Source organism: Streptomyces sp. NPDC012510 (assembly GCF_042955065.1).
In the GTDB taxonomy this organism is placed as follows: domain Bacteria; phylum Actinomycetota; class Actinomycetes; order Streptomycetales; family Streptomycetaceae; genus Streptomyces.
Genome location: NZ_JBIBEN010000002.1, coordinates 1 through 26,214, shown reverse-complemented (window position 1 = coordinate 26,214; position 26,214 = coordinate 1). Strand labels below are relative to the sequence as shown.

Genomic DNA, 26,214 nt, shown 5'->3' with positions numbered 1-26,214 from the left:
GGCGGTACTCGTGCTGCCGAGTCGGGCGCGGGTGAGTCGGGTGCGGGTGAGTCGGGCTTCCCGCGCCGTTCCCCGCGCCCCTGAAAGCCCAGGCCTCAGGCCGAGCGGCGGAAGCCGATCGTGGGCACGGCCCGCCGCAGCGGCCAGGGGCTGACGTGTTCCTTGGGGAGGAGGTCCTCCAGGAAGGCGTACCGGCGCAGCGCGGCGGGATCCTGCCCGTCCAGGGACTGCACCCGGCGCCACCACGCGGCGATCTCGTACCAGCCGGGGGCCGACAGGGAGCCACCGAACTCCTGCACCGACAGCGCGGCGGTCAGACCCGCGAAGGCCAGCCGGTCGGCCAGCGGCCAGTCCGCCAGGGTGCCGGTGACGAAACCGGCGACGAACACATCACCCGCGCCCGTGGGATCCATGGCCTCCACGGCGATGGCCGGTACCTCCGCCGTCTCACCGGTCCGGCCGTCCACGGCGTACGCGCCTTCCGCGCCCAAGGTGACCACGGCCAGGGGGACGTGGCCGGTGAGGGCGTGCGCGGCGGCCCGGGGGCACTCCGCGCCGGTGTACCGCATCGCCTCCTGCGCGTTGGGCAGAAACGCCTCGCAGTGGGCGAGATCGGCGAGCCCCGCCAGATCCCAGGCACCGGTCTCGTCCCAGCCGACGTCCGCGAAGATCCGGGTGCCCTTGCCCGCGGCCTGGGCGATCCAGGGGGCGCGTACGCCCGGCGTGAGGGAGGCGACGGCGGCCCGCGCATGGGGCGGGCACTCCGGCGCGGACTCCTCCGGGGGTGCCTCGTGCCCGTGCGAGACCATCGTGCGCTCGCCCTCGTACGCCATGGAGACGGTGACCGGGGAGTGCCAGCCGAGGACCGTACGGGAGGGGGAGAGGTCGATGCCCTCGCCCTGCTCCAGGGCGTCCCAGCAGTACTCCCCGTAGTGGTCGTCCCCGAAGGCCGCCGCGAGCGAGGTCCTCAGGCCCAGCCGGGCCAGGGCGGTGGCCATGTTCGCCACGCCGCCCGGGCTCGACCCCATTCCGCGCGCCCAGGACTCGGTCCCGCGTGCCGGGGCGGAGGCGAGCCCGGTGAAGATGATGTCGAGGAAGACGGTGCCGGTGAGGTAGACGTCCCAGGGGGGATCGGACGGGCCGCGCAGGGCCCTGAGCGGGTCGACCTGGGGCCGGTGGTTCGGTCGCTCTCCCTTGAACGCGCTCACGATGTGCTCCCTGGCGTGGTGCGGATCCAGCCAGTCTGCACCAAACGCTCCGCTGGGGGGTGCGGGTCACGCCGGTGCGGGGGCGCGAGCGGGCGTTGGCCGGCGCGGGCGCGTGGGGGCTGGTCGCGCAGTTCCCACGCACCCGCGCCCCTGAAAGCACGGGCCGCGCCCCGTGCTTTCAGGCCCGACGGAGCCAGGGGGCTACCAGCGAGGCACGGACGGCGTCATCCACCCCGGTTCCGCCACGCGCATCGCCGCCGCGTCGTCGCGGTCCCTCAGCGCACCGTCATCGGCCAGCCACCGGCGATGCAGGAGTGCCAGCTTCTCCCGGTCCAGCTCGACCCCCAGCCCCGGTGCGTCCGACACCCGCACCGCGCCGTCCTGGAACGTGAGACGGGAGGTGAGGACGTCCTCCGACTGCCACGGGTAGTGGGAGTCACAGGCGTGGTGGAGGCCGGGGACGGTGGACGCCACATGGGTCATGGCGGCGAGGCTGATGCCCAGATGGGTGTTGGAGTGCATGGACACCCCGACCCCGAACGCACGGCAGACGGCGGCCAGTTCACGGGTGTTGCGCAGCCCGCCCCAGTAGTGGTGGTCGGAGAGGACGACCTGCACGGCGCCCTTGGTGAACGCCTCCTCGATCTCCGCGAAGGTCGTCACGCACATGTTCGTGGCGAGGGGCACATCCGTCCGCGCGGCCACCTCCGCCATCGCGGGCGTACCCAGCGCCGGGTCCTCCAGGTACTCCAGCACGTCGGCCAGCTCGTCCGCCACCTTCAGCGAGGTCTCCACGGACCAGGCGCCGTTCGGGTCCAGCCGGAGCGGATGCCCGGGGAAGGCCTCGGCGAGCGCGCGGATCGCCGCGATCTCCTCGTCCGGCGGGAAGACACCCCCCTTGAGCTTGAACGACGTGAACCCGTACCGCTCCTTGAACTTCCGGGCCTGCTCGACGACCCCGGCCGGGTCCAGGGCCGCCCCCCAGTCGTCCTGCTCGGCGGCGACGCCCTCGGGATGGTCCGCCCACTTGTAGAAGAGGTACGCGCTGTACTCCACCGAGTCCCGCACCTTGCCGCCGAGCAGCGCGTGCACGGGCAGCCCCAGGGCCTTGCCGAGCGCGTCGAGACAGGCGACCTCGAACCCCGACAGGACCGACAGCCGCAGCTTGTCGGCGGTCTGGACGCCGCGCAGCCCGCCCACGTCGACCTGGCCGGAGACCCGTGACCGGTCGACGTCCACCTCGTCGGCGAGGGCGAACAGCCCGTTCAGATCGCTGACCGGGCGGCCCACCAGCTTCTCCGCGAACGGCCGGGCCAACTCCAGGTACTTGGTGTCGCCGTAGGTCTCGCCGACACCGGTCGTCCCGTCGGCGGTCACCACTTCCACGATCAGCCGGGGGGTGTACGGCTGGTGGACCCCCTGTGTGTTCAGCAACGGAGGGTCGGCGACCAGGATCGGGGTCAGCCGGGCCTCGGTGATGGCCAGGTCGCGGTCCCGAGGTCCGCGGCGGGTCCCATCCATCGCATCCCTCTCCATGGACGACGTCTGTATATGAGGATGGAAGCTAAGTATGCGAACGAGCGAGCGTCAAGGGGGCGCTCCACCAGCAGACCTGTGCCGCGACGGGGAAAAGCCCTACGGCACTGTCAGTGCGGCGTCGTACTCTTGAACCACAAGGCAGCCCTCACGGCAGCCAAGCTTCACGAGGAGGACGTGCGGCCTCTAGAGCCGGCCCATGACTCAGACACCCACAGCTCACACCCCCGCGCAGGGCAAGGCGAGAGCACAGTTCACCGTCCCCGCGGCGCACCCCATGGTGACCGTGCTGGGTTCGGGCGACTCCCTTCTGCGCGTGATCGAGAAGGCCTTCCCGGCGGTCGACATCCACGTCCGGGGCAATGAGATCAGCGCGGTCGGCGACGCCCCCGAAGTCGCTCTCGTCCAGCGCCTGTTCGACGAGATGATGCTGGTGCTCCGCACCGGACAGCCGATGACGGAGGACGCAGTGGAACGCTCGATCGCCATGCTGAGGGCGAGCGAGAACGGGAAGAGCGAAGGCCAGGAGACCCCGGCCGAGGTGCTGACGCAGAACATCCTGTCCTCGCGTGGCCGCACGATCCGCCCCAAGACGCTCAACCAGAAGCGGTACGTCGACGCCATCGACAAGCACACCGTCGTCTTCGGCATCGGTCCCGCCGGCACCGGCAAGACCTACCTGGCCATGGCCAAAGCCGTCCAGGCCCTGCAGTCCAAGCAGGTCAACCGCATCATCCTGACCCGCCCGGCCGTCGAGGCCGGCGAGCGCCTCGGCTTCCTCCCCGGCACGCTGTACGAGAAGATCGACCCGTACCTGCGCCCGCTGTACGACGCGCTGCACGACATGCTCGACCCGGACTCGATCCCGCGGCTGATGGCCGCCGGGACGATCGAGGTCGCGCCGCTGGCATACATGCGGGGCAGGACCCTTAATGACGCCTTCATCATCCTTGACGAGGCGCAGAACACCTCGCCCGAGCAGATGAAGATGTTCCTCACCCGCCTCGGCTTCGACTCGAAGATCGTCATCACCGGTGACGTGACGCAGGTCGACCTGCCGAACGGCACGAAGTCCGGTCTGCGCCAGGTCCAGGAGATCCTGGAGGGCCTCGACGACGTGCACTTCTCCCGGCTCTCGTCCCAGGATGTCGTACGGCACAAGCTGGTCGGCCGTATCGTCGACGCGTACGAGAAGTACGACACCACGCACGGCACGGAGAACGGCACGCACAAGGGCGGCCGGGGCAAGGCCGGGCACAAGGGGAAGTAGACAAGCACAGCACCATGTCGATCGACGTCAACAACGAGTCCGGAACCGAGGTCGACGAGCAGGCGATCCTCGACATCGCCCGCTACGCGCTGACGCGGATGCGTATCCACCCCCTCTCCGAGCTGTCGGTGATCGTGGTGGACGCCGACGCCATGGAGCAGCTGCACATCCAGTGGATGGACCTGCCCGGTCCGACGGATGTCATGTCCTTCCCGATGGACGAGCTGCGTCCGCCGTCGAAGGACGACGCCGAGCCGCCGCAGGGCCTGCTCGGCGACATCGTGCTCTGCCCCGAGGTCGCCGAGAAGCAGGGCAAGGAAGCGGAGACGCAGCACTCCATGGACGAGGAGCTTCAGCTCCTCACCGTCCATGGGGTGCTGCATCTGCTCGGGTACGACCACGAGGAGCCCGACGAGAAGGCCGAGATGTTCGGCCTTCAGGCCGCCATCGTCGACGGCTGGCGCGCGGAGAAGGGCCTCACCGGCCCCTCCCCGGCACCGACCGTGTCATGAGCGCGACTCTCATCGGCGGTGCCGTCGCCCTGGTCGTCGTCGCCTGGCTCGCCGCCTGCGCGGAGGCGGGCCTCGCGCGTGTCTCCAGCTTCCGTGCCGAGGAGGCCGTACGCTCCGGGCGGCGCGGCAGCGACAAGCTCGCCCAGGTCACGGCCGATCCGACCCGCTATCTGAACGTCGCGCTGCTGGTGCGCGTGGCCTGCGAGATGGCCGCCGCCGCGCTCGTCACCTACGCCTGTCTGCAGGAGTTCGACGCCACCTGGGAGGCGCTGGTCGTCGCCATCGGGGTGATGGTCCTCGTCAGCTACGTGGCGGTCGGCGTCTCCCCGCGCACCATCGGCCGCCAGCACCCCCTGAACACGGCCACGGCGGCGGCGTACATCCTGCTGCCGCTGGCACGGATCATGGGCCCCATCCCGTCCCTGCTGATCCTCATCGGCAACGCGCTGACGCCCGGCAAGGGTTTCCGGCGCGGCCCCTTCGCCTCCGAGGCCGAGCTGCGTGCGCTGGTCGACCTCGCCGAGCAGGAGTCCCTGATCGAGGCCGAGGAGCGCCGTATGGTGCACTCGGTCTTCGAGCTGGGCGACACCCTCGTACGCGAGGTGATGGTGCCGCGTACCGACCTGGTCGCCATCGAGCGTTACAAGACCATCCGCCAGGCCCTCACCCTCGCCCTGCGCTCGGGTTTCTCGCGCATACCCGTCACCGGCGAGAGCGAGGACGACGTCGTCGGGATCGTCTACCTGAAGGACCTGGCCCGTAAGACGCACATCAGCCGGGACGCCGAGAACGAACTGGTGTCCACGGCCATGCGCCCCGCCGTCTTCGTCCCCGACACCAAGAACGCCGGCGACCTGCTCCGCGAGATGCAGCAGGAGCGCAACCACGTCGCCGTCGTCATCGACGAGTACGGCGGCACCGCCGGCATCGTCACGATCGAGGACATCCTGGAGGAGATCGTCGGAGAGATCACCGACGAGTACGACCGTGAGCTGCCTCCGGTGGAGGAGCTGGGCGACGACCGGTACCGCGTCACCGCCCGTCTCGACATCACCGACCTCGGCGAGCTGTACGGCCTCGACGCCTACGACGACGAGGACGTGGAGACCGTCGGCGGCCTGCTCGCCAAGGCCCTCGGCCGCGTCCCCATCGCCGGTGCCTCCTCGGTCGTCGCCCTGCCGGACGAGCGCGAGCTGCGGCTCACGGCGGAGGCCGCCGCCGGCCGCCGGAACAAGATCGTCACGGTGCTGGTGGAGCCGATCGGCCCCGCCGAGCCGCCTCAGGAGGAGACGAAGCCGGAGTGACACCCCAGGAGCTGCGCGCCTTCTGCCTGTCCTTCAACGAGGCCGTCGAGGACTTCCCCTTCCGCCCCGAGATCTCCGTCTTCAAGGTCCTCGGCAAGGTGTTCGCCCTGAGCTGGATCGACGAGCGCCCCCTGAAGGTCAACCTCAAGTGCGACCCTGAGGACGCGGTCCGGCTCCGCGCCGAGCACCCCGGCCTCATCGCCCCCGGGTATCACATGAACAAGCGGCACTGGAACACCGTGAGGCTCGACGGCGACCTGCCGGACCACCTTGTCAGAGAGCTGATCGAGGACTCGTACGACCTGGTGGTGGCCGGTCTGCCCCGGGCCGAACGGCTCCGGCTCGACCGGGCGTGACGGGACGGACCCCGTGGCATGGTGCGCCGCACCGGTCTCCGTATGCTCGGGGCATGACCGACAGCAGCGCGCTCGACCCCGAGGACCGCAAGATCGTCACCCTGGCCCGTTCCGCGCGGGCCCGCAACGGTGTGCCCGAGGGCGCGGCCGTGCGGGACGAGACGGGCCGTACGTACGTGGCCGGGACCGTGGCCCTCGACTCCCTGCGGCTCAGCGCGCTGCGCACGGCGGTCGCCATGGCGGTGGCCTCCGGTGCCAAGTCCCTGGAGGCGGCGGCCGTGGTGACCGGAGCCGACACGGTCTCGGACGAGGACCGGGCGGCCGTACGGGACCTGGGCGGGCCTGGGACGCCGGTGCTGGTGGCGGGGCCGGACGGGGCGGTCCGGGCGACGGTCACGGCGGGCTGAGGGCGCGGCGGCCGGCGGCCGGGGCACCCCCTAGTTCTTCTGCAGGGTGCGGGTCACTCCCGCGATGACGGCCGTCGTGAGGATCCAGCCGAGGGCGACCAGCGCGTAGGCCAGCCACTGGAGGGTGTCGTCCGTCCAGTACCAGGCCGTGCGCTGGCCCAGGCCGCCGATCGGGATCAGCAGGTCGAGGGTGTAGACGAGCGGCTGGAAGGGCGCGCCCTCGCCCCGTTTCACCGGGGTGGGGGAGTCGGCGTCGAAGGCCGTCGTCCCCAGCAGGAGCAGCGCGAGGAGCCAGACACCGGCCAGCCAGGGGCGGTAGCCGTAGCCGACGGTCGCGTCGAGGAGGTGGCCCCAGGCACGGGCCGGCGGGGAGAGGGTACGGCGCCGGTGGCGTTGCTTGGCCAGGAGCACCCGGCGGGCGTCGTCGTCGTGCCCGACCTTCCGGTACCAGGCCGCGAGTTGCTCGTACGGCTGTGGGCTGTAGCCCGGGCTTCGGCGTATCCACTCCAGGCGGCGGGCCACGGCCGCCGGGCCGCTCACCGCCTCCCGTCGCTCGCCGTCCGCCTCGGCGGCCTTGATCGAGCCGTAGACGAAGCCGTCCAGCTCCACGACCTCCGGCCAGCTGTGCGCGCTCTCGTGGAGGTAGGACACCTGGGCGCCCCGTAGGTCCACCGTTCCCGCCGGCCGCCGGGCCAGGGCGAAGTCGAAGTCGGCGGCCTGCATGAGCATGGCCACCAGGGCCGGGTGGCCGGTGCCCTCGACGTCCTCGGGTGTTCCGTTCAGGACGGCGCCCTCGAAGGTCAGGTTGTCCGTGATCTGGGCGCCGCGCAGGCGGACGGTGCCGTGGGAGACGAATCCGTCGGAGCAGTCGACCGTCTGGGCGGTGGCGTTGTCCAGGGCGAGGGTCACCCCGTGCGGGCCGGGCCGTTCCAGACGGGCCCCTTGGAGGAACAGTCCGCCCGGCAACTGGGCGCCCAGCAGGCGGATCTCACCGTCGGCGACGAATCCGCGCCGGCAGAAGAGGCCTCCTTCGACGACCAGGCCACCGGCGGCCATCGCCCATCCGTCAGGGGCGATCAGCCGGGCCCTGTTCAGCATGATGCCGCCGGCCACATGGGCGTTGACGAGCGACAGGGCGGTGCTCGCACGGTGGAAGGGGGAAGAGGGCGGCCCCGATTCCACCTGGGTGCCGTGCAGGTCGAGACGTCCTCCGATCCGGCTCGCCCCGGCCTCCAGCCTGGGCACCCGGCTGCTCATGATCGCGACCGTCCGTGTCTCCGCCCCGTAGAGGTTCACCTCCTGCTCGAACCAGCACTCCTCCAGCCAGAGGGGATGCTCGATCCGGGCGCCGGCCAGGTCGAGACGGCCGGAGATCAGCGCGCCGGCGAGAGAGAGCGAGCCGACCGCGCCGGGTCGCTGGGCGGCGTTGGCGCCCAGCAACAGCGCCGCGATCACCGCCGCCCGCACCGTGCGCTCAGGCCCCCATCCCCCGCCCCCGGCGATCCGGTCCTCCTCCGGCGTCCCCGTCCGTAGATCGACCCGCCGCCCCTCCGGAAACGCGTCCCACAGCTCACGCTCCGGCCCCGTCAACTCGTCGTAAGTGAGCACCCGTACAGGGTAGTGATCTTCGGACACGCGGTCCCGGAGTACGCTCGCGGCATAGTGTTACGGCCGGTAACAGCCCTCCGAGCTGCTTGAAAATCTTGCGCGGGCGAGTGGACACCCGGGCCGGTCCACCGGTGAAACCGTGCGGCGAGGGACAGATCACCTCGATGCCCCGCCCCTGTCGACGAGTTGACCGGCGCCCCCGGCGATCGGCTTCGGCCACTTTCGTCGACACCTGGTGCATCCGGCAGAACATCTCTTGCAATCTCGGGCCGCTCACGTCTCAATAGAGCCGTTCTCTTGGCGGACCGTGACATTCCGCCGCGCGGCCGCGCAGTGCACCGCCCCCACAAGGCAACGCCCGTAACGGGCCGTACGAGGCGCCCCCAGGCCTTGTACGCACCCCGTACCAGGGAAGGGAATTCGCTCCATGAAACGCACACGACTCGGAGTCGGCTCGGCGCTCGCGGCAGGGGCGCTGGCCGTCACCGGCCTCGCGTTCGCCCCGACCGCCCTCGCGGTGACTCCTCAGACCGCGACCATCAACGCCAGTTGCACGATCGGCGGCTCCGGCGCGGCCACGCTCACGGCCACGCAGAGCGGTACGACGGCCACGGTCACCCTCTCCTCCGAGGAGATCACCGCCCCGATCGCCCTCGGTGAGGACTCCATCCGCTCCACGCTCACCTTCGTGAAGGCGGGCGGCGGCACGACGTCCTTCACCGGCACCGAGAACCCGGCCCTGGCCGCCGGTGACGGCATGGTCGTCGGCCCGCTCACCGGTACCGTCGCCCCCGGTGACAGCCTGGAGGCGTACGGCGGCTCCCTGCAGATGGTGGTCTTCGGCATCACCGTGAGCTGCACGGCGAGCGGACCGCAGTCGCCGGGGCCGTTCGTGTTCGACTGATCCGCCGTCCCACCGCACCTGAGCGAACGGGTGAGGGGTGGTACCGCGATCCGGCGGTACCACCCCTCACCCGACTCCGTGTCTCACAGCGCGTCGGGGCCCCGCTCGCCCGTGCGCACCCGCACGACCGTCTCCACCGGCAGCGCCCACACCTTGCCGTCGCCGATCTTCCCGGTCTGGGCGGCCTTGACGATCGTCTCGATGACGGCGTCGGAGTCGGCGTCCTCGACGATGATCTCGATCCGGACCTTGGGGACGAGGTCGACCTGGTACTCGGCGCCCCGGTAGACCTCGGTGTGGCCGCGCTGCCGGCCGTAGCCGCTGGCCTCGCTGACGGTCAGTCCGTGCACGCCCGACTCCTGAAGGGCGGTCTTGACCGCGTCGAGGCGGTACGGCTTGACGATCGCGGTGATGAGCTTCATGCCTGGGCCTTGGCCTTCTGCGTGGAGGGAACGGGGGACGAGGTGACCGGGGCGCCGTGGCCCAGGACGCCGTGATCGTATGCCGTCTCGGCGTGCACCGTAAGGTCGAGGCCGGTGTGCTCGTGCTCCTCCTCCGCGCGGAAGCCCAGCACCTTGTCGATCGCCTTGCCGATGCCGTACGTGACGAGGAAGGCGTACGCCCCGACGGCGGCCACGGCCACCAGTTGCCTGCCGAGCTGGGCGAGCCCGCCGCCGTACAGCAGGCCGTCGGCGCCGCCGGTCATCGACCTGACGGCGAAGACGCCGATCAGGACGGTGCCGATGACGCCGCCGACCAGGTGGACGCCGACGACGTCGAGCGAGTCGTCGTAGTTCAGCTTGAACTTCCAGCCGACGGCGTAGGAGCAGACGACACCGGCGGCCAGGCCGATGACCAGCGCGCCGAGCAGCGAGACCGAGCCGCAGGACGGGGTGATGGCGACGAGGCCGGCGACCGCGCCGGAGGCCGCGCCCAGGGTCGTCGGATGACCGTCGCGCCTCTGCTCGACGAAGAGCCAGCCGAGGAGACCGGTGCAGCCGGCGGCGAGGGTGTTGAGGAACGCGGCGGCGGCCAGGGCGTTGGCGCCGAGCGCGGAGCCGGAGTTGAAGCCGAACCAGCCGAACCAGAGCAGGCCGGCGCCCAGCATCACCATCGGCAGGTTGTGCGGCCGCATGGCGTCCTTCTTGAACCCGAGCCGCGGTCCGAGGACCAGACAGAGCGCCAGGCCCGAGGCACCGGAGGTGACCTCGACGGGCAGACCGCCCGCGAAGTCCAGGGCGCCGAGGTCGCTCAGGATCCAGCCGCCGGGTCCCCACACCCAGTGGGCGATCGGAACGTATACGAGCAGCGCCCACACGGGCACGAAGACCAGCCACGCCCCGAACTTCGCCCGGTCCGCGATCGCACCGCTGATCAGCGCGGCCGTGATGATCGCGAAGGTCAGCTGGAAGGTGGCGAAGAGAAGGGTGGGGACCGTGCCGTGGACGCTCGCGAGCCCCACCTCGCTCATGCCGAGGTGTTCGAGGCCGCCGATGAGACCGCCGAAGGCGTCGTCCCCGAAGGCCAGCGAATACCCGGCGGCCAGCCACACCACCGTGACCAGCGCGATCGAGACGAAGCTCATCATCAGCATGTTGAGGACGCTCTTGGTCCTGACCATGCCGCCGTAGAAGAGGGCCAGGCCCGGGGTCATCAGCAGGACGAGAGCGGTGGCGGCGAGCAGCCAGGCGGTGTCGCCGGTGTCGACGGCCTGTGAGGCCAGGGGGGTGGCGAGTGGCGCGGCGGGGGTCACGGGCGGCACGGCCTTTCTCCAACGGGGCGGGGGCTCGTCAGAGGGTGATCGGCCTGCGTTTCCGGAAGCGTACGCATGTGTTTCCGTGACGTTTCGTTGCGTGGGGGTTTCGGAAAGCTCACGTTCCGTGGTGGGTGCGGCGGGGCTTCGGCGATCAGGGAGAATGGGCGCCATGAGCGTCCGTACCCAGTCATCCGAGCAGCCGGCCGAGGCCGCCCACCGTGCCGGCTTCGCCTGCTTCGTGGGCCGCCCCAACGCGGGCAAGTCCACCCTCACGAACGCTCTGGTCGGCCAGAAGGTGGCGATCACGGCGAACCAGCCGCAGACCACCCGGCACACCGTGCGGGGCATCGTGCACCGCGCGGACGCCCAGTTGATCCTGGTCGACACCCCGGGCCTGCACAAGCCGCGCACCCTGCTGGGCGAACGGCTGAACGACGTGGTCCGCACGACCTGGGCCGAGGTGGACGTGATCGGCTTCTGCCTCCCGGCCAACGAGAAACTGGGCCCCGGTGACCGGTTCATCGCCAAGGAACTGGCGTCCATCAAGAAGACGCCGAAGATCGCGATCGTCACCAAGACCGACCTCGTCGACAGCAAGGTGCTCGCCGAGCAGCTGATCGCCATCGACCAGCTCGGTAAGGAGCTGGGTTTCGAGTGGGCCGAGATCGTGCCCGTCTCGGCGGTCGCCGACAAGCAGGTGGATCTGCTGGCCGACCTGCTCGTTCCGCTCCTCCCGGAGGGTCCCGCCCTCTACCCCGAGGGCGACCTCACCGACGAGCCCGAGCAGGTCATGATCGCGGAGCTGATCCGTGAGGCGGCCCTTGAGGGTGTCCGCGACGAGCTCCCGCACTCCATCGCCGTCGTCGTGGAGGAGATGCTGCCCCGCGAGGACCGCCCCGCCGACAAGCCGCTCCTCGACATCCACGCCTTCGTCTACATCGAGCGCCCCAGCCAGAAGGGCATCATCATCGGCCCCAAGGGCAAGCGCCTGAAGGAGGTCGGTATCAAGTCCCGCAAGCAGATCGAGGCACTGTTGGGCACGCCGGTCTTCCTCGACCTCCATGTCAAGGTCGCCAAGGACTGGCAGCGGGACCCGCGTCAGCTCCGGAAGCTGGGGTTCTGACGGGCGCGGCGCGGGTCGCCGACCGATCGCCGGTCGTTCCACGGCCGGCACCGGACGAGCGGGCCGCCCGAGGGGGTGCGCGCACGCCGCGTGGTGTGGTCCACCGTGGGGCTGTGGTCACCCCCTGAGGCGTGGTCCACCGTGGGGCTGTGGTCACCCCCTGAGGCCTGGTCCACCGTGGGGCTGCGGTCACCCCCTGAGGCCTGTCGTCACCTTCCCGTCCGCCCCGCGACGCCTGGCCCTGGGTCCACGAGGACCGCGAGGGTGGGCACACCGTGGCCGGGCCGGTGAGGCCGACCGTGGTCGCCGAGGGGCATGCCGGTGGGAACCCGGTCCCGGGTGGCCGAGCCTGCGGCGCCGGCTCACAGGCCCGTGCCGCCGGACGCGTCGATGCACTGGCCCGTGATCCAGCGGGCGTCGTCCGAGGCGAGGAACGCCACGATGTCCGCGACGTCCGTCGGCTGTCCCATACGGTCGAACACGGAGAGCGCGGCGTGGGCGGCCTCGTCCTCCGGCGTGGACCAGCGCCGCCTGTTCAGGTCTGTTTTGACGAAGCCCGGTGCCACGGAGTTCACCGTGATCCGCCGGGCCCCCAACTCTTTGGCGAGCGTGCGGGTGAGGGCGTCGAGGGCGCTCTTGGCCATGGAGTACGCGAGGGAGGAAGGGAAGCTCACACGGGTGGCCGCTGAGCTGATGTTGATGATGCGGCCTGCCTCTCGCAGCCGCCGCAGACCCTGCTGCACCAGGAACAGGGGCGCCTTCGCGTGTACGGCCATGAGCCGGTCGAAGTCCTCCGCGCCGACGTCGGCCACGCCGCCCCGGATGTTGAAGCCCGCATTGTTGACCAGAATGTCCAGGGCTATCGGCTCGCCCAGTTCCTCGAGACCGGAGTCGAACCGCTCGTAGAGCCCGCGGATGTCGTGGGGCACCCCGAACAGGGCCTGCACGGGGAAGGCCCGCCCACCGCCGTGGGTGATCTGTTCGACGGTTTGACGGGCCGAGGCCTCGTCGCTTCCGTAGTGCACGGCGACCAGCGCGCCGTCAGCGGCCAGGCGGCGGGCGATGGCCCGGCCGATGCCCCGCCCCGCACCCGTCACCAGAGCCGTTCTGCCGTTCAGTGCTGCCATCGTCTTCCCCCGTGTTCTCTCGTGTTCCCTCGAGTTCCGTCGTGCCGAGGTATCTCCGTCGGCCCGGTCCGCCGGGCCGCGTCTTGAAAAAACCGCATGCCCGGTTTAATAATAGCGGTGGTGATGATCCTCGTCGCCCGAACACCAGCTCCCGCATCCGTGCGGCTCGACCCAAGGTGGTCCCGGTGGCATTCCGGCATGTGCGTCTGATCGCGGTGAACATCGACGGAGTTCTGTTGAACGACACCTTCAGCCCGGTCATCCACCGGTTCGTGGTCGGCCGCGGCGGCCGCTACACGGCCGAACTGGAGCGGACCGTGCTGTCGCAGTCCCAGCTCCGGGCCGCCGCGGCACTGGGTGTGGCGGGCGCGACGCCCGAGGAGGTCGTGGAGGCGTACTTCGAGGAGCGGGAGGAGTACCTCAAGGAGCATCCCGTGCGGGTCCTCGAGGGCGCCGACAGGCTGCTGGAGCGGCTGCGCGCCACCGGTGCGTCCCTGGTGTGCTACGGCGGCCTGCAGCGCGCCCACTTCGACCGGTACCTGGCCCCCCTCGCCGCCTGTTTCGACGGGCCCGGGTACGTGTGCACCAACGCGTTCCGTCCCGGGGTGCGGGAGATCGCGGAGGACGTCTTCGGGCTCCCGTGCGACCGCGCGCTCTTCATCGACGACGTGGCCCGTGTGGCCGAGGTCGCGCGGACACTGGGGGCGGCCTTCATCGGGCATCCGACCACCTACGTCCACAGTTTCCAGCGGCAGTTGATGCACGAGGCCGGGGTGCGACACATGGTCGGCTCTCTCGACGCGATCGACGAGCAGATGCTGCGGACCGTCGACGACGAGGCCGCCCACGGCCGACTGTGGCGCTCCGACACCGAACCTTCCGGCCGACTTGTCCCCGTGATGGCGTGACACGGCCGGGCCCGATGGCCGGCCGGCTGCGGAAACCAGCACTCCGGATGTTTTGGCGCGCCTCGCGGTTCTCCCTGGTGGCAGGGGTGCGCCGTGCTTCGACAGGCGGCGTCGGGCCCCGCACCAGCGTGGTTCTGCCAGGGCGGAGAGGGGGCGCGCATCCGGGCCTGCGAAGTGTGAAGAGAGTAAGAGCCGCCGGGGATGCTGGTAGAGCCCTTCAACCATGAGTACAGTACCTCCTAGACGGTTTTTTCTTCGCTAATGCGGAGTACGTCGAGTGGAGGAGGAAGCCAGTGGCCCAGCAGGAGCGAGCTGTCCGGACCCGCCAAGCCGTGCTGGAGGCCGCCGCGGCGGTCTTCGCGGAGCACGGATACACGGCGGCGACGGTCGCTGACATCCTCAAGATCGCCGGAGTGACCAAGGGCGCGCTCTACTTCCACTTCGACTCGAAGGAAGCACTGGCCAGAGGAGTTCTGGAAGTCCAGACGAACCAGCGAGTGCCCGAACAGGACATCAAGCTCCAGGAGATGGTGGACGTCGCCATGTCGGTGGCCCACCGGCTGCGGCTCGATCCCGTTCTGCGGGCCGGTGCCCGGCTCTCCGCCGACCCCGCCGGCCGCAGGCACTACGGAAGCGCCTGGCCGCTGTGGGTCGGCATGCTGACGGACATCCTGACCCAAGCCCACCAGCGGGGTGAGACCCTGCCCCACCTGGTGCCGCGCGAGGTCGCCGAGCTGGTGGTCGGCGCGTTCAACGGGGTTCAGCTCTATGCCCAGCTGGAGACCAGCCTGGACGACATCGAGAACCGGGTCTCGGTTCTGCTGCAGCATCTGCTGCCCTCCATCGCCTCGCCCGCGGTCCTGATGCGGCTGGACGTGGCCGCAGACCGCGGAGAGCGCCTCATCCGTGAAGCGACCGCCCTGGTGCCAGCGCCGGCCTGACGCCGTGCGGTCGGTGCCCCCGCTCTTTGCCGGGTGCTCTAGGGGGTGTTTTGAAAGTCCACCGCGGGTGCTGTGCGGGACTTTCAAAACACCCCCTAGGTCGCCGGAGAGAGCACCCGGGCCGGACCGGTGTCGGCCTGTGCACGGTGTTGGAAGCGACGGAAACGACGCGGGTTCCGACAGGCATCCGCGTCGCGATGTCCGACGCAGCGACCCGCGACCGGCGACCGGCGACGCGCGGCCGGCGGTCGGCTCCGGTCACTGTCACACGTCGGCCTCGCCCTCGCCCTGGCCCGATGCCTCACTGTTTACCGGCACCGCGTGCCCGCGCGTCTGCCGTGAGTGCCCTCCCTTTCCCCGGCCCCGTGACCCACGCCCGACGGTTCGGCGGACGACCGCTGTCAGCCGCCGAGCACTGCGGGGCAGGGCACTTGGCGAGAGGCGCCGCCCTCCGCGCGCGTCCGGCTGAACACCGGCGGACAGGGGGAGAGGCGGCGCCTGCGGAACCGGTGGAGCCGTGCGCCGGCCCGGAGCGTGGGGTGTGCCGCTCCGGGGGAGCACGGTCGGATCCCGGGGGCGGCCCGGGCGCACTGCCCGAAGCCATGGGAACGGCCGACCCGTTCAGCCCGAGGCAGGCGCCACGGTCACGGCGGAACTGAACACGAGTTTGCCGTCCTGGTGGCCGGTGACCAGCACGCGTTCCCCGCCGTCCGAGTGCCGTGGCAGGGAACACACCTCGATCAGGCAGGGGGCGTCGAGTTCCGCGTAGCGGATGAATTCGGTGGTGATGCCGACCGGCAGGCAGGCGCGCCCCAGAAACGCCGACGTGGCCTGCCGGGCGGCCTCCAACAGCGCCATGCCCGGCACATGGTCGACGGGATGGTCGAAGAGCACGGGGTGCCGGGTGTCCACGCGCAGCTGCCAGCAGTCAGGCTCCGGCACCGGGGACAGGACGACATCGGTGGGAGAGAGCCGGCCGACGGTCTGCGGTGCCGTCGGGCTCGTCAGTGGAAGTGCCACGGGGACACCGTCCTTGATCCGGGCGCCACGCAGGCGCCGGTAGACGGCCGGGGAAGTGCAGGTGAAGGTGGCGGCTCCGGTCGCGGCCACCTCACCGTCACGACGGATCACGGCCTTGAAGTGACACCCCGAAAGACTGGCGCCCCGGCGCTTGATGTTCATGCAGGAGATCGCGATGTCGAGGGAGGCCGGCGTGGCCCCGACGAGCATGTGCTCGGGCCTGACGCCGACTTCGAGGTCCCACATCAGGAACTGGTGGTCGAGCGGAACGCCGAACTCCGCGTGCGCCAACAGGATCCCGGCCTGACGGATCGTTTCCGCGATGAGCAGCGGGTCGTGGCAGCCGTCGATGGTGTCGAAGAAACCGTGTCGGCGGGGCCACTGGGCGGCCACGGTGAACTGAGTGTCGTCCCTGCGCTGCCAGTCGGTGAGCATCACCTCGGCGACGCTGGCGCGATGTACCAATTCCTTGGGAACAGTGCTGGTCAGGGTAGGAAAGTGCGGCACGGCGACGCGCGCCGACGTCACGTCGCCCTCCTCGGTGGGACGTGCGCCGGGTATCGGATGTTCGACGCGGAAGGTACTCGCAGACATGTTGTCTTCCCCCTGGGTCGCGACGTGCGACGTAGATGTGTGGGTACCTCAGGTCTGTGAAGATACATACCACCCGGTTTAATTTCTAGCGGTATCAGTGATTCCGGGCCGTGCGGGACGGCGAACGGCTTGTTCCCCGTAGGCGGCAGTCCTGTGCCTCGGCTCACACACGGACGGTTTGACCTCTGGATCCTCCATGAGGCACGGCTGGTGCCAGGCCGCCCGCCTCGCTGCGAAACGTGCGTTTTCAGCCGTGCGGAGGGTCGGGGCGGTGCGGGTCGGGCACGGCCTCCCTTGGGCTCGAAGCCGTTGAACGCCCTGGTCGCGCCTCCCTCGAACGCCGAACAGGGGGCTGCCCGGACGGGTCGTACCGAGGCTCCGCTTCGAGTGGGGCGCGAGGTGCGCGAGCACGCGAGCGGGAGAGGGCTGCCGCTCTTCGGGAGGTCTCCCGAGCTGCGGCGGAGCGGTCGAAGGGGAAGCGTGTGCGGGGCTGTGCGGCGCCCGGCGGCTTGGCGCTGATCCGCCCGTAGGCAGCGCTTACTAAACCGTCCATTCGGTTTGTTGGCAAGGGGTGGGCCACTTGGCCGCGCCCGTCACGGAGCCAGCGCTGCCAGTACCTCCTTCAGCCACTGCTCGGGAGGCAGGGCGACCGCCCCCTTGCGCAGGCGCTCCAGCCGCACCGCCCGCTCGGCCGCAGGCAGAGCGAGGCCCTCGGCGATGGCGTTCGCCAACTCCTGTATGTCGAAGGGGTCCACCACCGCACACCCCTCGGCGAGGTCGTCGACCGCGCCCGTGTGCCGGGACAGGACCAGTGCCAGATCGCGTCGACTGAGCACGGCGGCCTCCTTGGCCACCAGGTTCATCCCGTCCCGCACAGGGTTGACCACCATCACGTCGGCCAACGCCATCGCCGCCAGTCCGCGACCGAAGTCGTTACGGGTCTCCAGCACGATCGGCTGCCAGCGGTCCGTGCCGAAGCGCTGGTTGATCCCGGCGGCCAGCGACTCGACCCGCGCCGCCAGGTCGCGGTACGCGGCCACCTCACCGCGCGAGGCATAGGCGAGCACGAAATGCACCACACGTCCGTGCCGCTCGGGATGCTGCTCGAGAAAACGGGCGTACGCCTCCAGGCCGCGCTCGATGTTCTTCGACGGCTCCATCCGGTCCACCCGTACCACCAGTTGGGCATCGCCGACCAGGGCACGCAACCGCCGCTCGTGCTCGACCACATCGGGCGCCGCGGCCCGACTCCGCAGGGACGCCGCGTCCACGCCGACCGGGAAGCAGCGCACCCGCGACCACCGCCCGTCCGGACCGCACACCACCTGCCGCGCACGGTCGACACGCAGACCCAGCCGCTCGCAGCAGGACATGAACGCCTCGGCCCAGCGCGGCACGAGGAAGCACACCAGGTCCGCGCCGAGCAGGCCGTTCACCAGCTCACGCTGTACGTCGTCCGGGAGCCGGGCGAAGTGCGAGGGATCCGCCCACGGCGTCATCGTGCAGTGCGCGCTGCGCAGATCCGGGCGCAGCTCCCGCAGCCGCCGTGCGGCCAGTGTGAGGTGGTAATCCTGCAGCAGCACGGTGGAGCCGGGCGCGGCGGCCTCGGCGCACGCGGTCGCGAACGCGTCGTTGACGCGGCGGTACGCGTCCCAGTGCGCCCGAAGCTCCGCGTCGAAGGTCATCGGTGTCCCACCGGGGGACAGATGATGCTGGAGAAACCACAGCAGTTCGGTCGAGACCGTGCGGTAGAAGCCGGCGAAGTCGGCAGGATCGAAGTCGATCAGGCGTACGCCGATCGGCCCCTCGGGCAGGTCGACCACGTCGAGACGCCCTTGTGCGCGCAGTTCTCGGGCGGTGGCCCGGTCCTCGTCGGTGAGGGCGGCTGCCACCCACACCCCGCCGTGCGAGGCGAGCGCCGGGCCGAGCACGGCGATCAGCCCGCCGGATCCCCGGTGCGCCGCCACCCGCCCGTCGGCGTCCGTGCGCCGTTCGACCGGGCCACGGTTGGAGGCGATCACCAGCTCGGCGTGGCCCCGCTGTGTTGTGTCCATCGTCTTGGTTCCCCTCCGGTCGGATTCCCCCCGGCCGCTGACCACGCTCCGTACCGCGATGACGTCGCACGTGGTGCGGAGGGTCTGGGGTGAGAGTGTAGGCAGGCTCAACAGGCCTTGTGGGAAGTGGAGTTGACAGAGGAAGGACAAGAATCATCAGAGATTCGACCGGGACGTTCAGGGCCTGGGAAGGTCCATGGCGGGCCGCCCCGCGTCGCCTCTACGCTCACCTGCGTTCGGAGCACAGCTCCCCACAAACGCGAGGTGCCGCATGGACCCCATGGTCGACTCCACGGGTGACCGACTGGACCCGGTGGACCCTGATGACGTGTCTGCGCAGAGCCTGTCCGCCTTCCAGGACTATCTGGCCGTACGCCAACGGACGATCCGACTGCCCGATGAAGCCCTGCGTCGGCGAATCGGTGACCGCACCATCCTGGTCACCGGAGCGGCAGGCTGCATCGGCCGGGCGCTGCTGCGTGAACTCCGCCCCTACGCCCCGGCTCGCATCGTCGGCGTGGGCCTGGAGGAGCGGCCCCGCTTGCCGGATGCCACCGAGTACCACCGCCTCGACATTCGCGACGGCTCCGCGCTGACCGCGCTCCTGCGCCGGGTCCGGCCCGACCTCGTCTTTCACCTGGCGGCGCAGCGTGACCCTGGCCTGGCCGAACGTGAGGCCGCGCTCACCATCACCACCAATGTGCTCGGCACCGCACATGTCATCGAGGCATGTGCCGCCGCGGGCACCGGACAACTGGTGTACGCCTCCACAGGAAAGGCCCTGCGGCCCTACACCAGCGACGTCTACGCCCAGAGCAAGCGCACCGGGGAATGGCTCGTCGCCGACGCGGCTGCGCGCGGAGTCCTGCCGGGCGCAGCCGTCCGCTTCACGCACGTCGTCGACAACGCGATCGTCCTCTCCCGCTTCCGTGACTGGTGCAGCAGGGGCGAACCGCTGCGCCTGCACGGCAGGGACACCTCCTTCTACGTACAGTCAGCGCGCGAGTCGGCCCAGTTGCTCCTCACCGCCGCGCTGGCGCCCGCCGACGCGGAGTTCCGGCTGTACGCCATCCATGACCTGGGCTGGCCCGTGAGCCTGCTGGACCTGGCACTGGGAACAGTGGCCGAACAGGGCAGGGCCGTGCCCGTGCGGGTCGTCGGATACGAGCCCGGCTACGAAGAGCAGCCCTACCCCGGCCTGTACGACCCGCACTACTCCGGTGATCTGAGCCCCCTGATCAACAGTCTGGAGGCGCCGAACGCGCACTCCGAGCCCGGCGGTGACGTGGACTGCGCCTCCGGCCGGCCGCAGCTCACTCCCGAACTGCGCGCGGGCTTCGAGCGCCTGGCCCGGCTGTGCGCCCACTCGACCGTCGAGGACGAGATACGAGGTGTCTTCGACGCGCTGGGCTGGGGCCTGCTGAACCACGCGATCGCCGGCGCGGCACCGGACTCGGTGCGGCGCATCACGAGGCTCACCGAGCCGTACCGCGCCGGCATGACGCCCGAACACCTCAGGATCGACGACCTGTTCCGCAAACACGCGGCCTCCTTGCAGACGGCGGGGGAGGACCTGTGACGACCCGGTGGACCGGGCCGGCGGGCGACGCACGGCGGTCGGCCGCGGCCGCGCCCGACATCGCCGCCGAACGGATGGCGCCGGACGGAACACGGGCACCGCGCGTCTCCAGGGCTCTGCTCACCGCGCAGGCCGTGGGCGCGCTGGGACTGGCAGCCGGAGGAACGGCCGGAGCGCTGACAGCCGAGGACGTACTGGGTTCCGCGGCCTATGCGGCGCTGCCGCTCGGACTCCTGGTACTGGGATCCGCCCTGTCCGCGCCGCCGCTCACGGCGTCGATGCGCCGGCACGGACGGGCCGCGGGACTGGCCGCCGGATACGCCCTGGCCACAGCGGGCGCCGGTCTGGTGATCGTCGCGGCCGCTCTCACCAGCCCCACAGCGCTGCTCCTCGGCAGTCTGCTGCTCGGCACCGGCAACAACGCCGTGATGCTCGGCCGGTACGTGGCCGCCGACAGCGCGCCCGCCGGACACACCGCACGCGCCATGAGCACCGCGATGACCGCGGTCACCGTCGGGGCGGTCGGCGGTCCTGCGCTTCTGGGCCCCGCGGGCGCCGTGGCGCGAGCCCTGGGACTGCCGGACATCACGGGCCTGTACCTGCTGGCCGCCCTCGCCTTCCCGGCCGCTGCCCTCCTGACCCTGCGGCTTCACTTCCGGCTGTCGAACGCCGCCTCACGGGCCGCCGAGCACGTCCCGGACGGGGGTGCGTCGGCGCCGGATCGCGCCGCCGGGGCGGACGAGAACACGGCTTCGGACGGCCGTCGAAGGGGTGCGGCGGTTCCCGTACTGCTGCTGTTGGGCGTGGCGAATCTGGTCATGGTGACAGCGATGGGCGTCGCACCGGTACACCTGCACGACCGTGACTGGCCACTGGACACGGTCGGCCTGCTGGTGGCCGGTCATGTCGCGCTGATGTTCGGCCCGTCGGCCCTTTCGGGCCGACTGTGCGACCGTGTCGGCGCCGGGAGCGTGGCGCTGCTCGGCACCGGCGTCCAACTCCTGGCCCTGCCGCTGATCGCACCCGCGGGCACCAGCAGCAGTTGGACCGCCGTGCCGGGACTTCTGCTGCTGGGCCTGGGCTGGAATCTCCATCTCATCAGCGGCAGCGCGCTGATGATCCAGCGCAGCCGAGGCGCGGGCCGTCACCGGGCGGAAGGGATCGGCGAATCGGTCATGGGTGTGGGCGCGGTCGCCGGGACGCTCGGCCTTGCCGGCCCCCTGCTCACGGCCGGTGGGTTGCCCCTGTTGTGCCTTGTGCTGGGCGCTCTCGTCCTGGTGGCCTCGCTGCCGCTGCTCAAGGAGTTCGGCCGGTGAGCGCGTGGGCCGCACGGCACGGCATCGCACGGCGGCCCACGCGGGCCGTCCTCTTCGACTTCTCCGGCACACTGTTCGACGACACCTCGGTGATCACGGCCGACCGCCTGGTCGCCCGATGCGCCGTACGTGACCGGAAGCTGGGTACCGCACGGGCGCGGGAGCTGTGCGCGGGCATCCTGGCGGCCGTCGACTCGCCCGAAGGGCAGGCGCGGCGCGCGAGGGCGGACCTGTCGGCCGAGCGGCACCGCAGGGTGTGGACCGGCCTTGCCGCATCGGCGGTGGGCGGGGACACCCTGATCGCGGAGGCGTTCTACGACTGTGTGATCGCGGCGGACGGCTGGCGTCCCTACCCCGACACCCCCGGCGTGCTGAGCGCACTGCACGAGGCGGGCATTCCGACGGCCGTGGTGAGCAACACGGGCTGGGACATACGCGGCTCCTTCGCCCGGTCCGGTCTGACCGGTCTCGTGGCGGACTTCGTCCTTTCCTGCGAAGTGGGTATCCAGAAGCCGGACACGGCGATCTTCCGCGCCGCCTGCGACCGACTGGGGGTGATGCCGGGCGATGCCCTCATGGTGGGCGACGACGCGGCACGGGACGGCGCGGCCACGGCCGCGGGCATCCCCGCGTACATCCTCCCGGCCGACCGGAGCCCGTACCGTCCACGCGGGCTGGCCGCGGTCCTCGACCTGCTCGGGAGGGATGACGAAGCCCTTTGAGCGGCTTCGGGTTCTCGTCACACCGTGTTCTGGGGGCGGCCACGGCGCGCCGAACTCCTCAGCACCCCGAACCGGGGGCCGACCGGCATGACGTGCGGTCGTCGTGGCCCGTCACATGGGACGCCTGACGTATCCGGGGCCGTAGGTGGAGCGGCAGATGGATGTCGATGCTGGTTCCCTCGCCGGGCACGCTGTCGACCGTGATGCGCCCGCCGATCTCCGCGATGCGGTCTGACATACAGCGCAGTCCGTTGCCGTCACGCATGAGCGAGCCGATGCCGCCGGCGTCGAAACCCGTGCCGTTGTCCTTCACTCGGACATGGGTCCAGCGGCGCGTGACACGGCTGGTCACCGTGATCTCGTCGGCCCCCGCGTGCTCGAAGCTGTTGCGCAGGCATTCGCGTACGGCGAGGAAGAGCTGACGCCGCGAGGCATCGGGTACGAGACGCTCGGCGCCGGTGGCGGAGAAGGTGACTCGGACCGAGTCGGGCGCCGCCTGCGCGGTGAAGGATTCGACCGCTTCTCCGAGCGGCGGGACCGCGGTCTCCTCGCGCAGGCCGGTGACCAGGTCCCGCGCATGGCCAAGTGCCGCGCGCAGACAGCTTCCGGCGGCGGCGAGATGCCCGTCGGGGTCGTCGTCGTGTTCCGCCCGGAGTTCGAGGCGGCGCAGTGCCACGGAGAGATTGGTGTCGAGCCCGTCGTGCATCTCACGGGCCAGCCTGCGCCGTTCGTGCCACAGGTCGCCGTCCGAGCCGGCCGGCACGGACGGGGCGGCGCTCAGCCTGCGGACGGCCCTGCCGATCGGCTGGATCAGCGCGATCGCGCGGGTGACGGCTTGCGTGGAGTGTGTGTCCGCCAGGAGGTGGAGCAGTACGCACTCGGTCAGCAGGCTGCCCGCGGCGGAGGTCAGTTCCGGGGTCGGGGCCGTGGAATCAGGGTCATGGGGTGCGGGTTCGGCGGCTGCCCCGGCGACCTTCACCCCGGCGTCCTCGAGGATCCGCTGAGCGCAGGCGATCAGTGCTGCCCGTACCGCGAAGGTGTCCAGTGCGAGTTCCCGGTCGAACTCGAGTGCCGAGTGCAGCCGGTGCTCGAAGAGGCGAAGGATCGCACCGGCCTCATGGGGCAGCAGCACACCGTGGGGCAAATCCTCTTTGCACACGTCCTGTTGGGTGAGACCGCGACGCTCCAGTGGCTCGAAGCGGCGTCCGGTCCCGCTGTGGAGGGCGGGAACATATGGCGAGACGGACCGTCTCAAGCCGTCCTGCAGAGCGGCCGCGAATCCCCGGCCCACGAAGGATTCCAGCATTCCGATCCCGGACTGGTCGGCCGGAAGAGGTCGTATCTCCATGATCAGCCTCGTTCGAGTATGCCGACGGAGGTCTCCGCGGACTGAGGTTGAGGGAGCGGGCACGGGAAAATAACAAACCGGCGTGCCTGTTTGTCAAGCTTCCGCAGCCCAGGGGCGTCAGGGTCCGCGCGTCGCGGGCCAGCCGACCTGGGGAGGAGTCACCCTTGACCGAAACCGGTTGGCCGGTTTTGCGGAGGCCTGATGGGTACCTCGTCCTCCGCTGTCCGATGGGGTGGATGCCTCGAAGCCGACTGCGGCGGTCCTCTTCGTCGAAATCGATGCCGACGCGCTGGTCATCGATGCCGGGGTGCTGGTCCGCGGTCACCGTGCTGGTCTGTGGTCACAGTGCTGGTCTGTGTCACCGTGCTGGTCCGCCCGCGGTCACCGTGCGCGGGTTGCCAGAGCCCTGTGGGGGAGGGCCCTGGCCGTCAGCGAGGTTGCGCGTCGATGACGGGTGCGTGGTGCCCTGCCGTGCTCGGCGTGCCGTCGCGTACCGCGTTCGAACCGCTCGGATCGAGCTCGCCCAGTGCGCGCTGCGCGGCTACCGCCGGCAGCAGCAGCTGCCAGAAACCCGTGAGCGAATAGTGGGACAGCCAGTTTCTGTCGCCTCTGTTCAGCACTTCGAGTCCGGTGGTGGCGGCCACCACGAGGGCGACGAATCGCTCTTGTGACACTCCCGTCGCGAGCGCCTTCTCGCGCGCGGCCCGTGCCACGAGTCTCTGCACACATCGCTGCCACTGCCGACGAAGGCTGAGGTCGGTGTGGAGTCCCGCGTCGCAGTTGAGTTGGAATCCGGCGCGCACCACCACCTCCCTGTGCAGCAGGTGTGCCAGTGCGTGCGAGAGGTCCACGAGCGCCTGCAAGGCGTTCACCTGCAACAGCCCGGCATCGTCTGCCGCCCGGCGTAGAGAGAGGGCGGCGGCCGTCTCGACGGCGTCGGCCACGGCAGCCTTGTTCGCGAAGTGGAAGTGCAGGGCGCCGCGGCTCACCCCGGCGCCCGAACTGATCTCGTCCAGACTGGCTTTGACATAGCCGTGCCGCTCGAACAGCTCGGCTGCCGAGTGGATCAGAGTGTTGCGGGTACGGGCGGCCCGCTCCTGTTTGCTCACTGGTTGGCTCCCGTTGCGAACGTGTTGCCTAGGGAATATATGAAACCAGCATGCTGGTTTTATTGCCAGTGTGGGGCCGCATATTCCCGAATGGCCGAGTGTCGATCATTCCGCTTGGCGGAACGCGAGGTCAAACCGGGTGAGCGGTGGGGCTGGCGGAGGGGTGTACGAACAGCCGGGAAAACAGGGGCAAATACATCGTTTCTGTCGTGATTCGAGCGAGGGTGATGGCAAAGTTCAGGCGGGGTGCAGGTGGGGCACAGGTGAGACACAGGACGTTGACAAACCGCCGACGCGGTTTGTAATCTTCCATTCGAACGTCTAGCTTGGGATGCGCCTGGTGCGCTGACATGGGGGAGACACGATGGATGGGCAGCCGACCGACCTGCTGGCACCGCGGATACCGCGCAACCACGACTCCGCGACCCTGACGGGGGCGGCCCCCTCCGCACCAGTGTCGGAGCCGGTCGCCCGTCCCCGCCGGGAGGCGCTGCGGATCCTCGTGGTGGAGAACGAGAACCGAGCCGCCGACTCCCTGGTGCTCGGCCTGCGCCGGCACGGTTACCGGGCGGAGAGTGTCGCGACCGGCGCCAAGGCGCTGCAGGCACACCGGAGCGCGGACCTGATCCTGCTCGACCTCGATCTGCCCGACCTGGACGGGCTCGAGGTCTGCCGCAGTATCCGGGCCACCTGCGACACTCCGGTCATCGCCGTCACCGCTCGGGACTCCGAACTCGACCGGGTGCTGGGCCTGCAGGCCGGCGCGGACGACTACATGGTCAAGCCGTATGGTTTCCGCGAACTGATGGCCCGGATGGAAGCGATCATGCGCAGGGTCAGGCCGCAGCCCCTCGAACAAGTCATCCTGCGCGGTCCGCTCAGGATCGACGCCGGCACTCGTGAGATCCGCCTCGACGGCCGGTCCGTCGAGGTGACGCGCAAGGAGTTCGATCTGCTGCACCTGCTGGCCTCCCAGCCCGAAACGGTCATCTCCCGCAAGCAGTTGATGACCCAGGTCTGGGACGACTCCTGGTCGCGGCCAGGGCGCACCATCGACACGCATGTCAGCAGCCTGCGCAGCAAGCTGGGGGCCAGCAGCTGGGTCATCACCGTGCGAGGGGTCGGCTTCCGGCTCGGCCATCCCTGAGCGTTCGCCGCGGCCCGGCCAGGCGTCCGTACCGCCGGTCGCTGTCGCACCTCGACCGCGCCTGAAACCGACCGATGCTCCTGAGGCAACCGACTGTCCGCTTCGCCGTCGGGTCCGTCGGGTCCGTCGGTTCCGTCGGGTCCATTGGGTCCGTCGGCCCGGCCGGCTCGCCGACCGAAACGGCAAGGAAATTGACCGAGGTCTGTACTCAAGGGCGTTGATCCCTGAAGCGCGCTCCGGTGAGGGTGAGCGAAGGTATCCGGACTGTCTGAGAGGGAGCCATCGTGCGCAAGGTGTTGATCGCCAACCGAGGCGAAATCGCTGTCCGCGTCGCCCGGGCGTGCCGGGACGCCGGGATCGCGAGC

The 26,214-nt window shown here is 70.3% G+C and carries 24 protein-coding genes; 14 read left to right on the top strand and 10 right to left on the bottom strand.

Annotated elements, in window-relative coordinates; all coding sequences use genetic code 11:
• Positions 1 to 95: 95 nt before the first annotated feature.
• Together ACFY9I_RS03010 and ACFY9I_RS03005 are read right to left on the bottom strand one after the other, a co-directional pair.
• Positions 96 to 1,208 carry a PfkB family carbohydrate kinase gene (locus tag ACFY9I_RS03010; protein ID WP_390995847.1) on the bottom strand — a complete coding sequence of 371 codons (1,113 nt, stop codon included), beginning with the start codon at positions 1,206 to 1,208 and terminating at the stop codon, positions 96 to 98.
• Between the two features lie 201 nt (positions 1,209 to 1,409).
• Positions 1,410 to 2,729 carry an enolase C-terminal domain-like protein gene (locus ACFY9I_RS03005; RefSeq protein ID WP_390995844.1) on the bottom strand — a complete coding sequence of 440 codons (1,320 nt, stop codon included), beginning with the start codon at positions 2,727 to 2,729 and terminating at the stop codon, positions 1,410 to 1,412.
• A gap of 214 nt (positions 2,730 to 2,943) precedes the next feature.
• Here ACFY9I_RS03005 and ACFY9I_RS03000 point away from each other — a divergent pair, with 214 nt between their 5' ends.
• Genes ACFY9I_RS03000 through ACFY9I_RS02980 form a run of 5 tightly spaced genes read left to right on the top strand, consistent with a single transcriptional unit; the run spans position 2,944 to position 6,593 of the window.
• Positions 2,944 to 4,014: a PhoH family protein gene (locus tag ACFY9I_RS03000; protein ID WP_390995841.1), complete on the top strand. Its 1,071-nt coding sequence runs from the start codon at positions 2,944 to 2,946 to the stop codon at positions 4,012 to 4,014.
• A gap of 14 nt (positions 4,015 to 4,028) precedes the next feature.
• Positions 4,029 to 4,526: an rRNA maturation RNase YbeY gene (gene ybeY, locus ACFY9I_RS02995; protein WP_390995838.1), complete on the top strand. Its 498-nt coding sequence runs from the start codon at positions 4,029 to 4,031 to the stop codon at positions 4,524 to 4,526.
• Positions 4,523 to 5,830, top strand: a complete 1,308-nt coding sequence (locus tag ACFY9I_RS02990) for a CNNM domain-containing protein (RefSeq protein WP_390995835.1) — start codon at positions 4,523 to 4,525, stop codon at positions 5,828 to 5,830. The genes ybeY and ACFY9I_RS02990 overlap by 4 nt, the downstream gene beginning before the upstream one ends.
• Positions 5,827 to 6,186 (top strand): MmcQ/YjbR family DNA-binding protein, encoded by a 360-nt coding sequence (locus ACFY9I_RS02985; RefSeq protein WP_390995832.1) that lies wholly within the window; start codon positions 5,827 to 5,829, stop codon positions 6,184 to 6,186. The genes ACFY9I_RS02990 and ACFY9I_RS02985 overlap by 4 nt, the downstream gene beginning before the upstream one ends.
• Positions 6,187 to 6,239: 53 nt before the next feature.
• A complete protein-coding gene (locus ACFY9I_RS02980) occupies positions 6,240 to 6,593 on the top strand; it encodes a cytidine deaminase (RefSeq protein WP_390995828.1) in 354 nt (117 codons plus the stop codon).
• A 30-nt stretch (positions 6,594 to 6,623) separates the two neighbouring features.
• On the opposite strand, the gene ACFY9I_RS02975 is transcribed toward ACFY9I_RS02980, so the two are convergent.
• Positions 6,624 to 8,201, bottom strand: coding sequence for an oxidoreductase (locus ACFY9I_RS02975; RefSeq protein ID WP_390995825.1), 1,578 nt, complete (start codon positions 8,199 to 8,201; stop codon positions 6,624 to 6,626).
• 427 nt (positions 8,202 to 8,628) lie between these two features.
• Here ACFY9I_RS02975 and ACFY9I_RS02970 point away from each other — a divergent pair, with 427 nt between their 5' ends.
• Positions 8,629 to 9,105 (top strand): hypothetical protein, encoded by a 477-nt coding sequence (locus tag ACFY9I_RS02970; protein WP_390995822.1) that lies wholly within the window; start codon positions 8,629 to 8,631, stop codon positions 9,103 to 9,105.
• An 83-nt stretch (positions 9,106 to 9,188) separates the two neighbouring features.
• On the opposite strand, the gene ACFY9I_RS02965 is transcribed toward ACFY9I_RS02970, so the two are convergent.
• Both ACFY9I_RS02965 and ACFY9I_RS02960 read right to left on the bottom strand, forming a co-directional pair.
• Positions 9,189 to 9,527 carry a P-II family nitrogen regulator gene (locus ACFY9I_RS02965; RefSeq protein ID WP_390995819.1) on the bottom strand — a complete coding sequence of 113 codons (339 nt, stop codon included), beginning with the start codon at positions 9,525 to 9,527 and terminating at the stop codon, positions 9,189 to 9,191.
• Positions 9,524 to 10,867 carry an ammonium transporter gene (locus ACFY9I_RS02960; RefSeq protein WP_390995816.1) on the bottom strand — a complete coding sequence of 448 codons (1,344 nt, stop codon included), beginning with the start codon at positions 10,865 to 10,867 and terminating at the stop codon, positions 9,524 to 9,526. The genes ACFY9I_RS02965 and ACFY9I_RS02960 overlap by 4 nt, the downstream gene beginning before the upstream one ends.
• 154 nt (positions 10,868 to 11,021) lie before the next feature.
• Between ACFY9I_RS02960 and era the strand changes: the two genes are divergently transcribed.
• Entirely contained in the window at positions 11,022 to 11,984 is a 963-nt protein-coding gene (gene era, locus ACFY9I_RS02955; RefSeq protein ID WP_390995813.1) for a GTPase Era, read from the top strand.
• Between the two features lie 362 nt (positions 11,985 to 12,346).
• On the opposite strand, the gene ACFY9I_RS02950 is transcribed toward era, so the two are convergent.
• Entirely contained in the window at positions 12,347 to 13,111 is a 765-nt protein-coding gene (locus ACFY9I_RS02950; protein ID WP_390995810.1) for an SDR family oxidoreductase, read from the bottom strand.
• A gap of 185 nt (positions 13,112 to 13,296) precedes the next feature.
• Between ACFY9I_RS02950 and ACFY9I_RS02945 the strand changes: the two genes are divergently transcribed.
• A complete protein-coding gene (locus tag ACFY9I_RS02945) occupies positions 13,297 to 14,019 on the top strand; it encodes an HAD family phosphatase (RefSeq protein ID WP_390995807.1) in 723 nt (240 codons plus the stop codon).
• 293 nt (positions 14,020 to 14,312) lie between these two features.
• Positions 14,313 to 14,960: a ScbR family autoregulator-binding transcription factor gene (locus ACFY9I_RS02940; protein ID WP_390995804.1), complete on the top strand. Its 648-nt coding sequence runs from the start codon at positions 14,313 to 14,315 to the stop codon at positions 14,958 to 14,960.
• Positions 14,961 to 15,581: 621 nt separating this feature from the next.
• Here ACFY9I_RS02940 and ACFY9I_RS02935 read toward each other — a convergent pair.
• Both ACFY9I_RS02935 and ACFY9I_RS02930 read right to left on the bottom strand, forming a co-directional pair.
• The gene (locus ACFY9I_RS02935; RefSeq protein ID WP_390995801.1) at positions 15,582 to 16,574 is read right to left on the bottom strand and encodes a ScbA/BarX family gamma-butyrolactone biosynthesis protein; all 993 of its coding nucleotides are present in this window, start codon (positions 16,572 to 16,574) and stop codon (positions 15,582 to 15,584) included.
• Positions 16,575 to 17,167: 593 nt separating this feature from the next.
• Entirely contained in the window at positions 17,168 to 18,628 is a 1,461-nt protein-coding gene (locus ACFY9I_RS02930) for a trehalose-6-phosphate synthase (protein WP_390995798.1), read from the bottom strand.
• 328 nt (positions 18,629 to 18,956) lie between these two features.
• Here ACFY9I_RS02930 and ACFY9I_RS02925 point away from each other — a divergent pair, with 328 nt between their 5' ends.
• Genes ACFY9I_RS02925 through ACFY9I_RS02915 form a run of 3 tightly spaced genes read left to right on the top strand, consistent with a single transcriptional unit; the run spans position 18,957 to position 22,245 of the window.
• Complete coding sequence (locus tag ACFY9I_RS02925) at positions 18,957 to 20,207, top strand: NAD-dependent epimerase/dehydratase family protein (RefSeq protein ID WP_390995795.1); 1,251 nt, start codon at positions 18,957 to 18,959, stop codon at positions 20,205 to 20,207.
• The gene (locus ACFY9I_RS02920) at positions 20,204 to 21,523 is read left to right on the top strand and encodes an MFS transporter (RefSeq protein ID WP_390995792.1); all 1,320 of its coding nucleotides are present in this window, start codon (positions 20,204 to 20,206) and stop codon (positions 21,521 to 21,523) included. Before ACFY9I_RS02925 ends, ACFY9I_RS02920 begins: the two co-directional genes overlap by 4 nt.
• Entirely contained in the window at positions 21,520 to 22,245 is a 726-nt protein-coding gene (locus tag ACFY9I_RS02915; protein WP_390995789.1) for an HAD-IA family hydrolase, read from the top strand. The genes ACFY9I_RS02920 and ACFY9I_RS02915 overlap by 4 nt, the downstream gene beginning before the upstream one ends.
• A gap of 58 nt (positions 22,246 to 22,303) precedes the next feature.
• Here the strand turns inward: ACFY9I_RS02915 and ACFY9I_RS02910 are convergent, their stop codons facing one another.
• Entirely contained in the window at positions 22,304 to 23,593 is a 1,290-nt protein-coding gene (locus ACFY9I_RS02910) for an ATP-binding protein (RefSeq protein ID WP_390995786.1), read from the bottom strand.
• Positions 23,594 to 24,021: 428 nt separating this feature from the next.
• A complete protein-coding gene (locus ACFY9I_RS02905; RefSeq protein ID WP_390995783.1) occupies positions 24,022 to 24,702 on the bottom strand; it encodes a ScbR family autoregulator-binding transcription factor in 681 nt (226 codons plus the stop codon).
• A gap of 364 nt (positions 24,703 to 25,066) precedes the next feature.
• On the opposite strand from ACFY9I_RS02905, the gene ACFY9I_RS02900 reads away from it, so the two are divergent.
• Positions 25,067 to 25,849: a response regulator gene (locus ACFY9I_RS02900; RefSeq protein WP_390995780.1), complete on the top strand. Its 783-nt coding sequence runs from the start codon at positions 25,067 to 25,069 to the stop codon at positions 25,847 to 25,849.
• A 284-nt stretch (positions 25,850 to 26,133) separates the two neighbouring features.
• A partial coding sequence (locus tag ACFY9I_RS02895; RefSeq protein WP_308434054.1) for a biotin carboxylase N-terminal domain-containing protein occupies positions 26,134 to 26,214 on the top strand: 81 nt, incomplete at its 3' end.

Excerpts from the sequence above, each read along its gene's own strand:
- ACFY9I_RS02930 (WP_390995798.1), bottom strand. The coding sequence starts at position 18,628 with ATGGACACAACACAGCGGGGCCACGCCGAGCTGGTGATCGCCTCCAAC.
- ACFY9I_RS02900 (WP_390995780.1), top strand. The coding sequence starts at position 25,067 with ATGGATGGGCAGCCGACCGACCTGCTGGCACCGCGGATACCGCGCAAC.
- ACFY9I_RS02950 (WP_390995810.1), bottom strand. The coding sequence starts at position 13,111 with ATGGCAGCACTGAACGGCAGAACGGCTCTGGTGACGGGTGCGGGGCGG.
- ACFY9I_RS03005 (WP_390995844.1), bottom strand. The coding sequence starts at position 2,729 with ATGGATGGGACCCGCCGCGGACCTCGGGACCGCGACCTGGCCATCACC.
- ybeY (WP_390995838.1), top strand. The coding sequence starts at position 4,029 with ATGTCGATCGACGTCAACAACGAGTCCGGAACCGAGGTCGACGAGCAG.
- ACFY9I_RS02990 (WP_390995835.1), top strand. The coding sequence starts at position 4,523 with ATGAGCGCGACTCTCATCGGCGGTGCCGTCGCCCTGGTCGTCGTCGCC.
- ACFY9I_RS02980 (WP_390995828.1), top strand. The coding sequence starts at position 6,240 with ATGACCGACAGCAGCGCGCTCGACCCCGAGGACCGCAAGATCGTCACC.
- ACFY9I_RS02970 (WP_390995822.1), top strand. The coding sequence starts at position 8,629 with ATGAAACGCACACGACTCGGAGTCGGCTCGGCGCTCGCGGCAGGGGCG.
- ACFY9I_RS03000 (WP_390995841.1), top strand. The coding sequence starts at position 2,944 with ATGACTCAGACACCCACAGCTCACACCCCCGCGCAGGGCAAGGCGAGA.
- ACFY9I_RS02910 (WP_390995786.1), bottom strand. The coding sequence starts at position 23,593 with ATGGAGATACGACCTCTTCCGGCCGACCAGTCCGGGATCGGAATGCTG.
- ACFY9I_RS02935 (WP_390995801.1), bottom strand. The coding sequence starts at position 16,574 with ATGTCTGCGAGTACCTTCCGCGTCGAACATCCGATACCCGGCGCACGT.
- ACFY9I_RS02965 (WP_390995819.1), bottom strand. The coding sequence starts at position 9,527 with ATGAAGCTCATCACCGCGATCGTCAAGCCGTACCGCCTCGACGCGGTC.
- era (WP_390995813.1), top strand. The coding sequence starts at position 11,022 with ATGGGCGCCATGAGCGTCCGTACCCAGTCATCCGAGCAGCCGGCCGAG.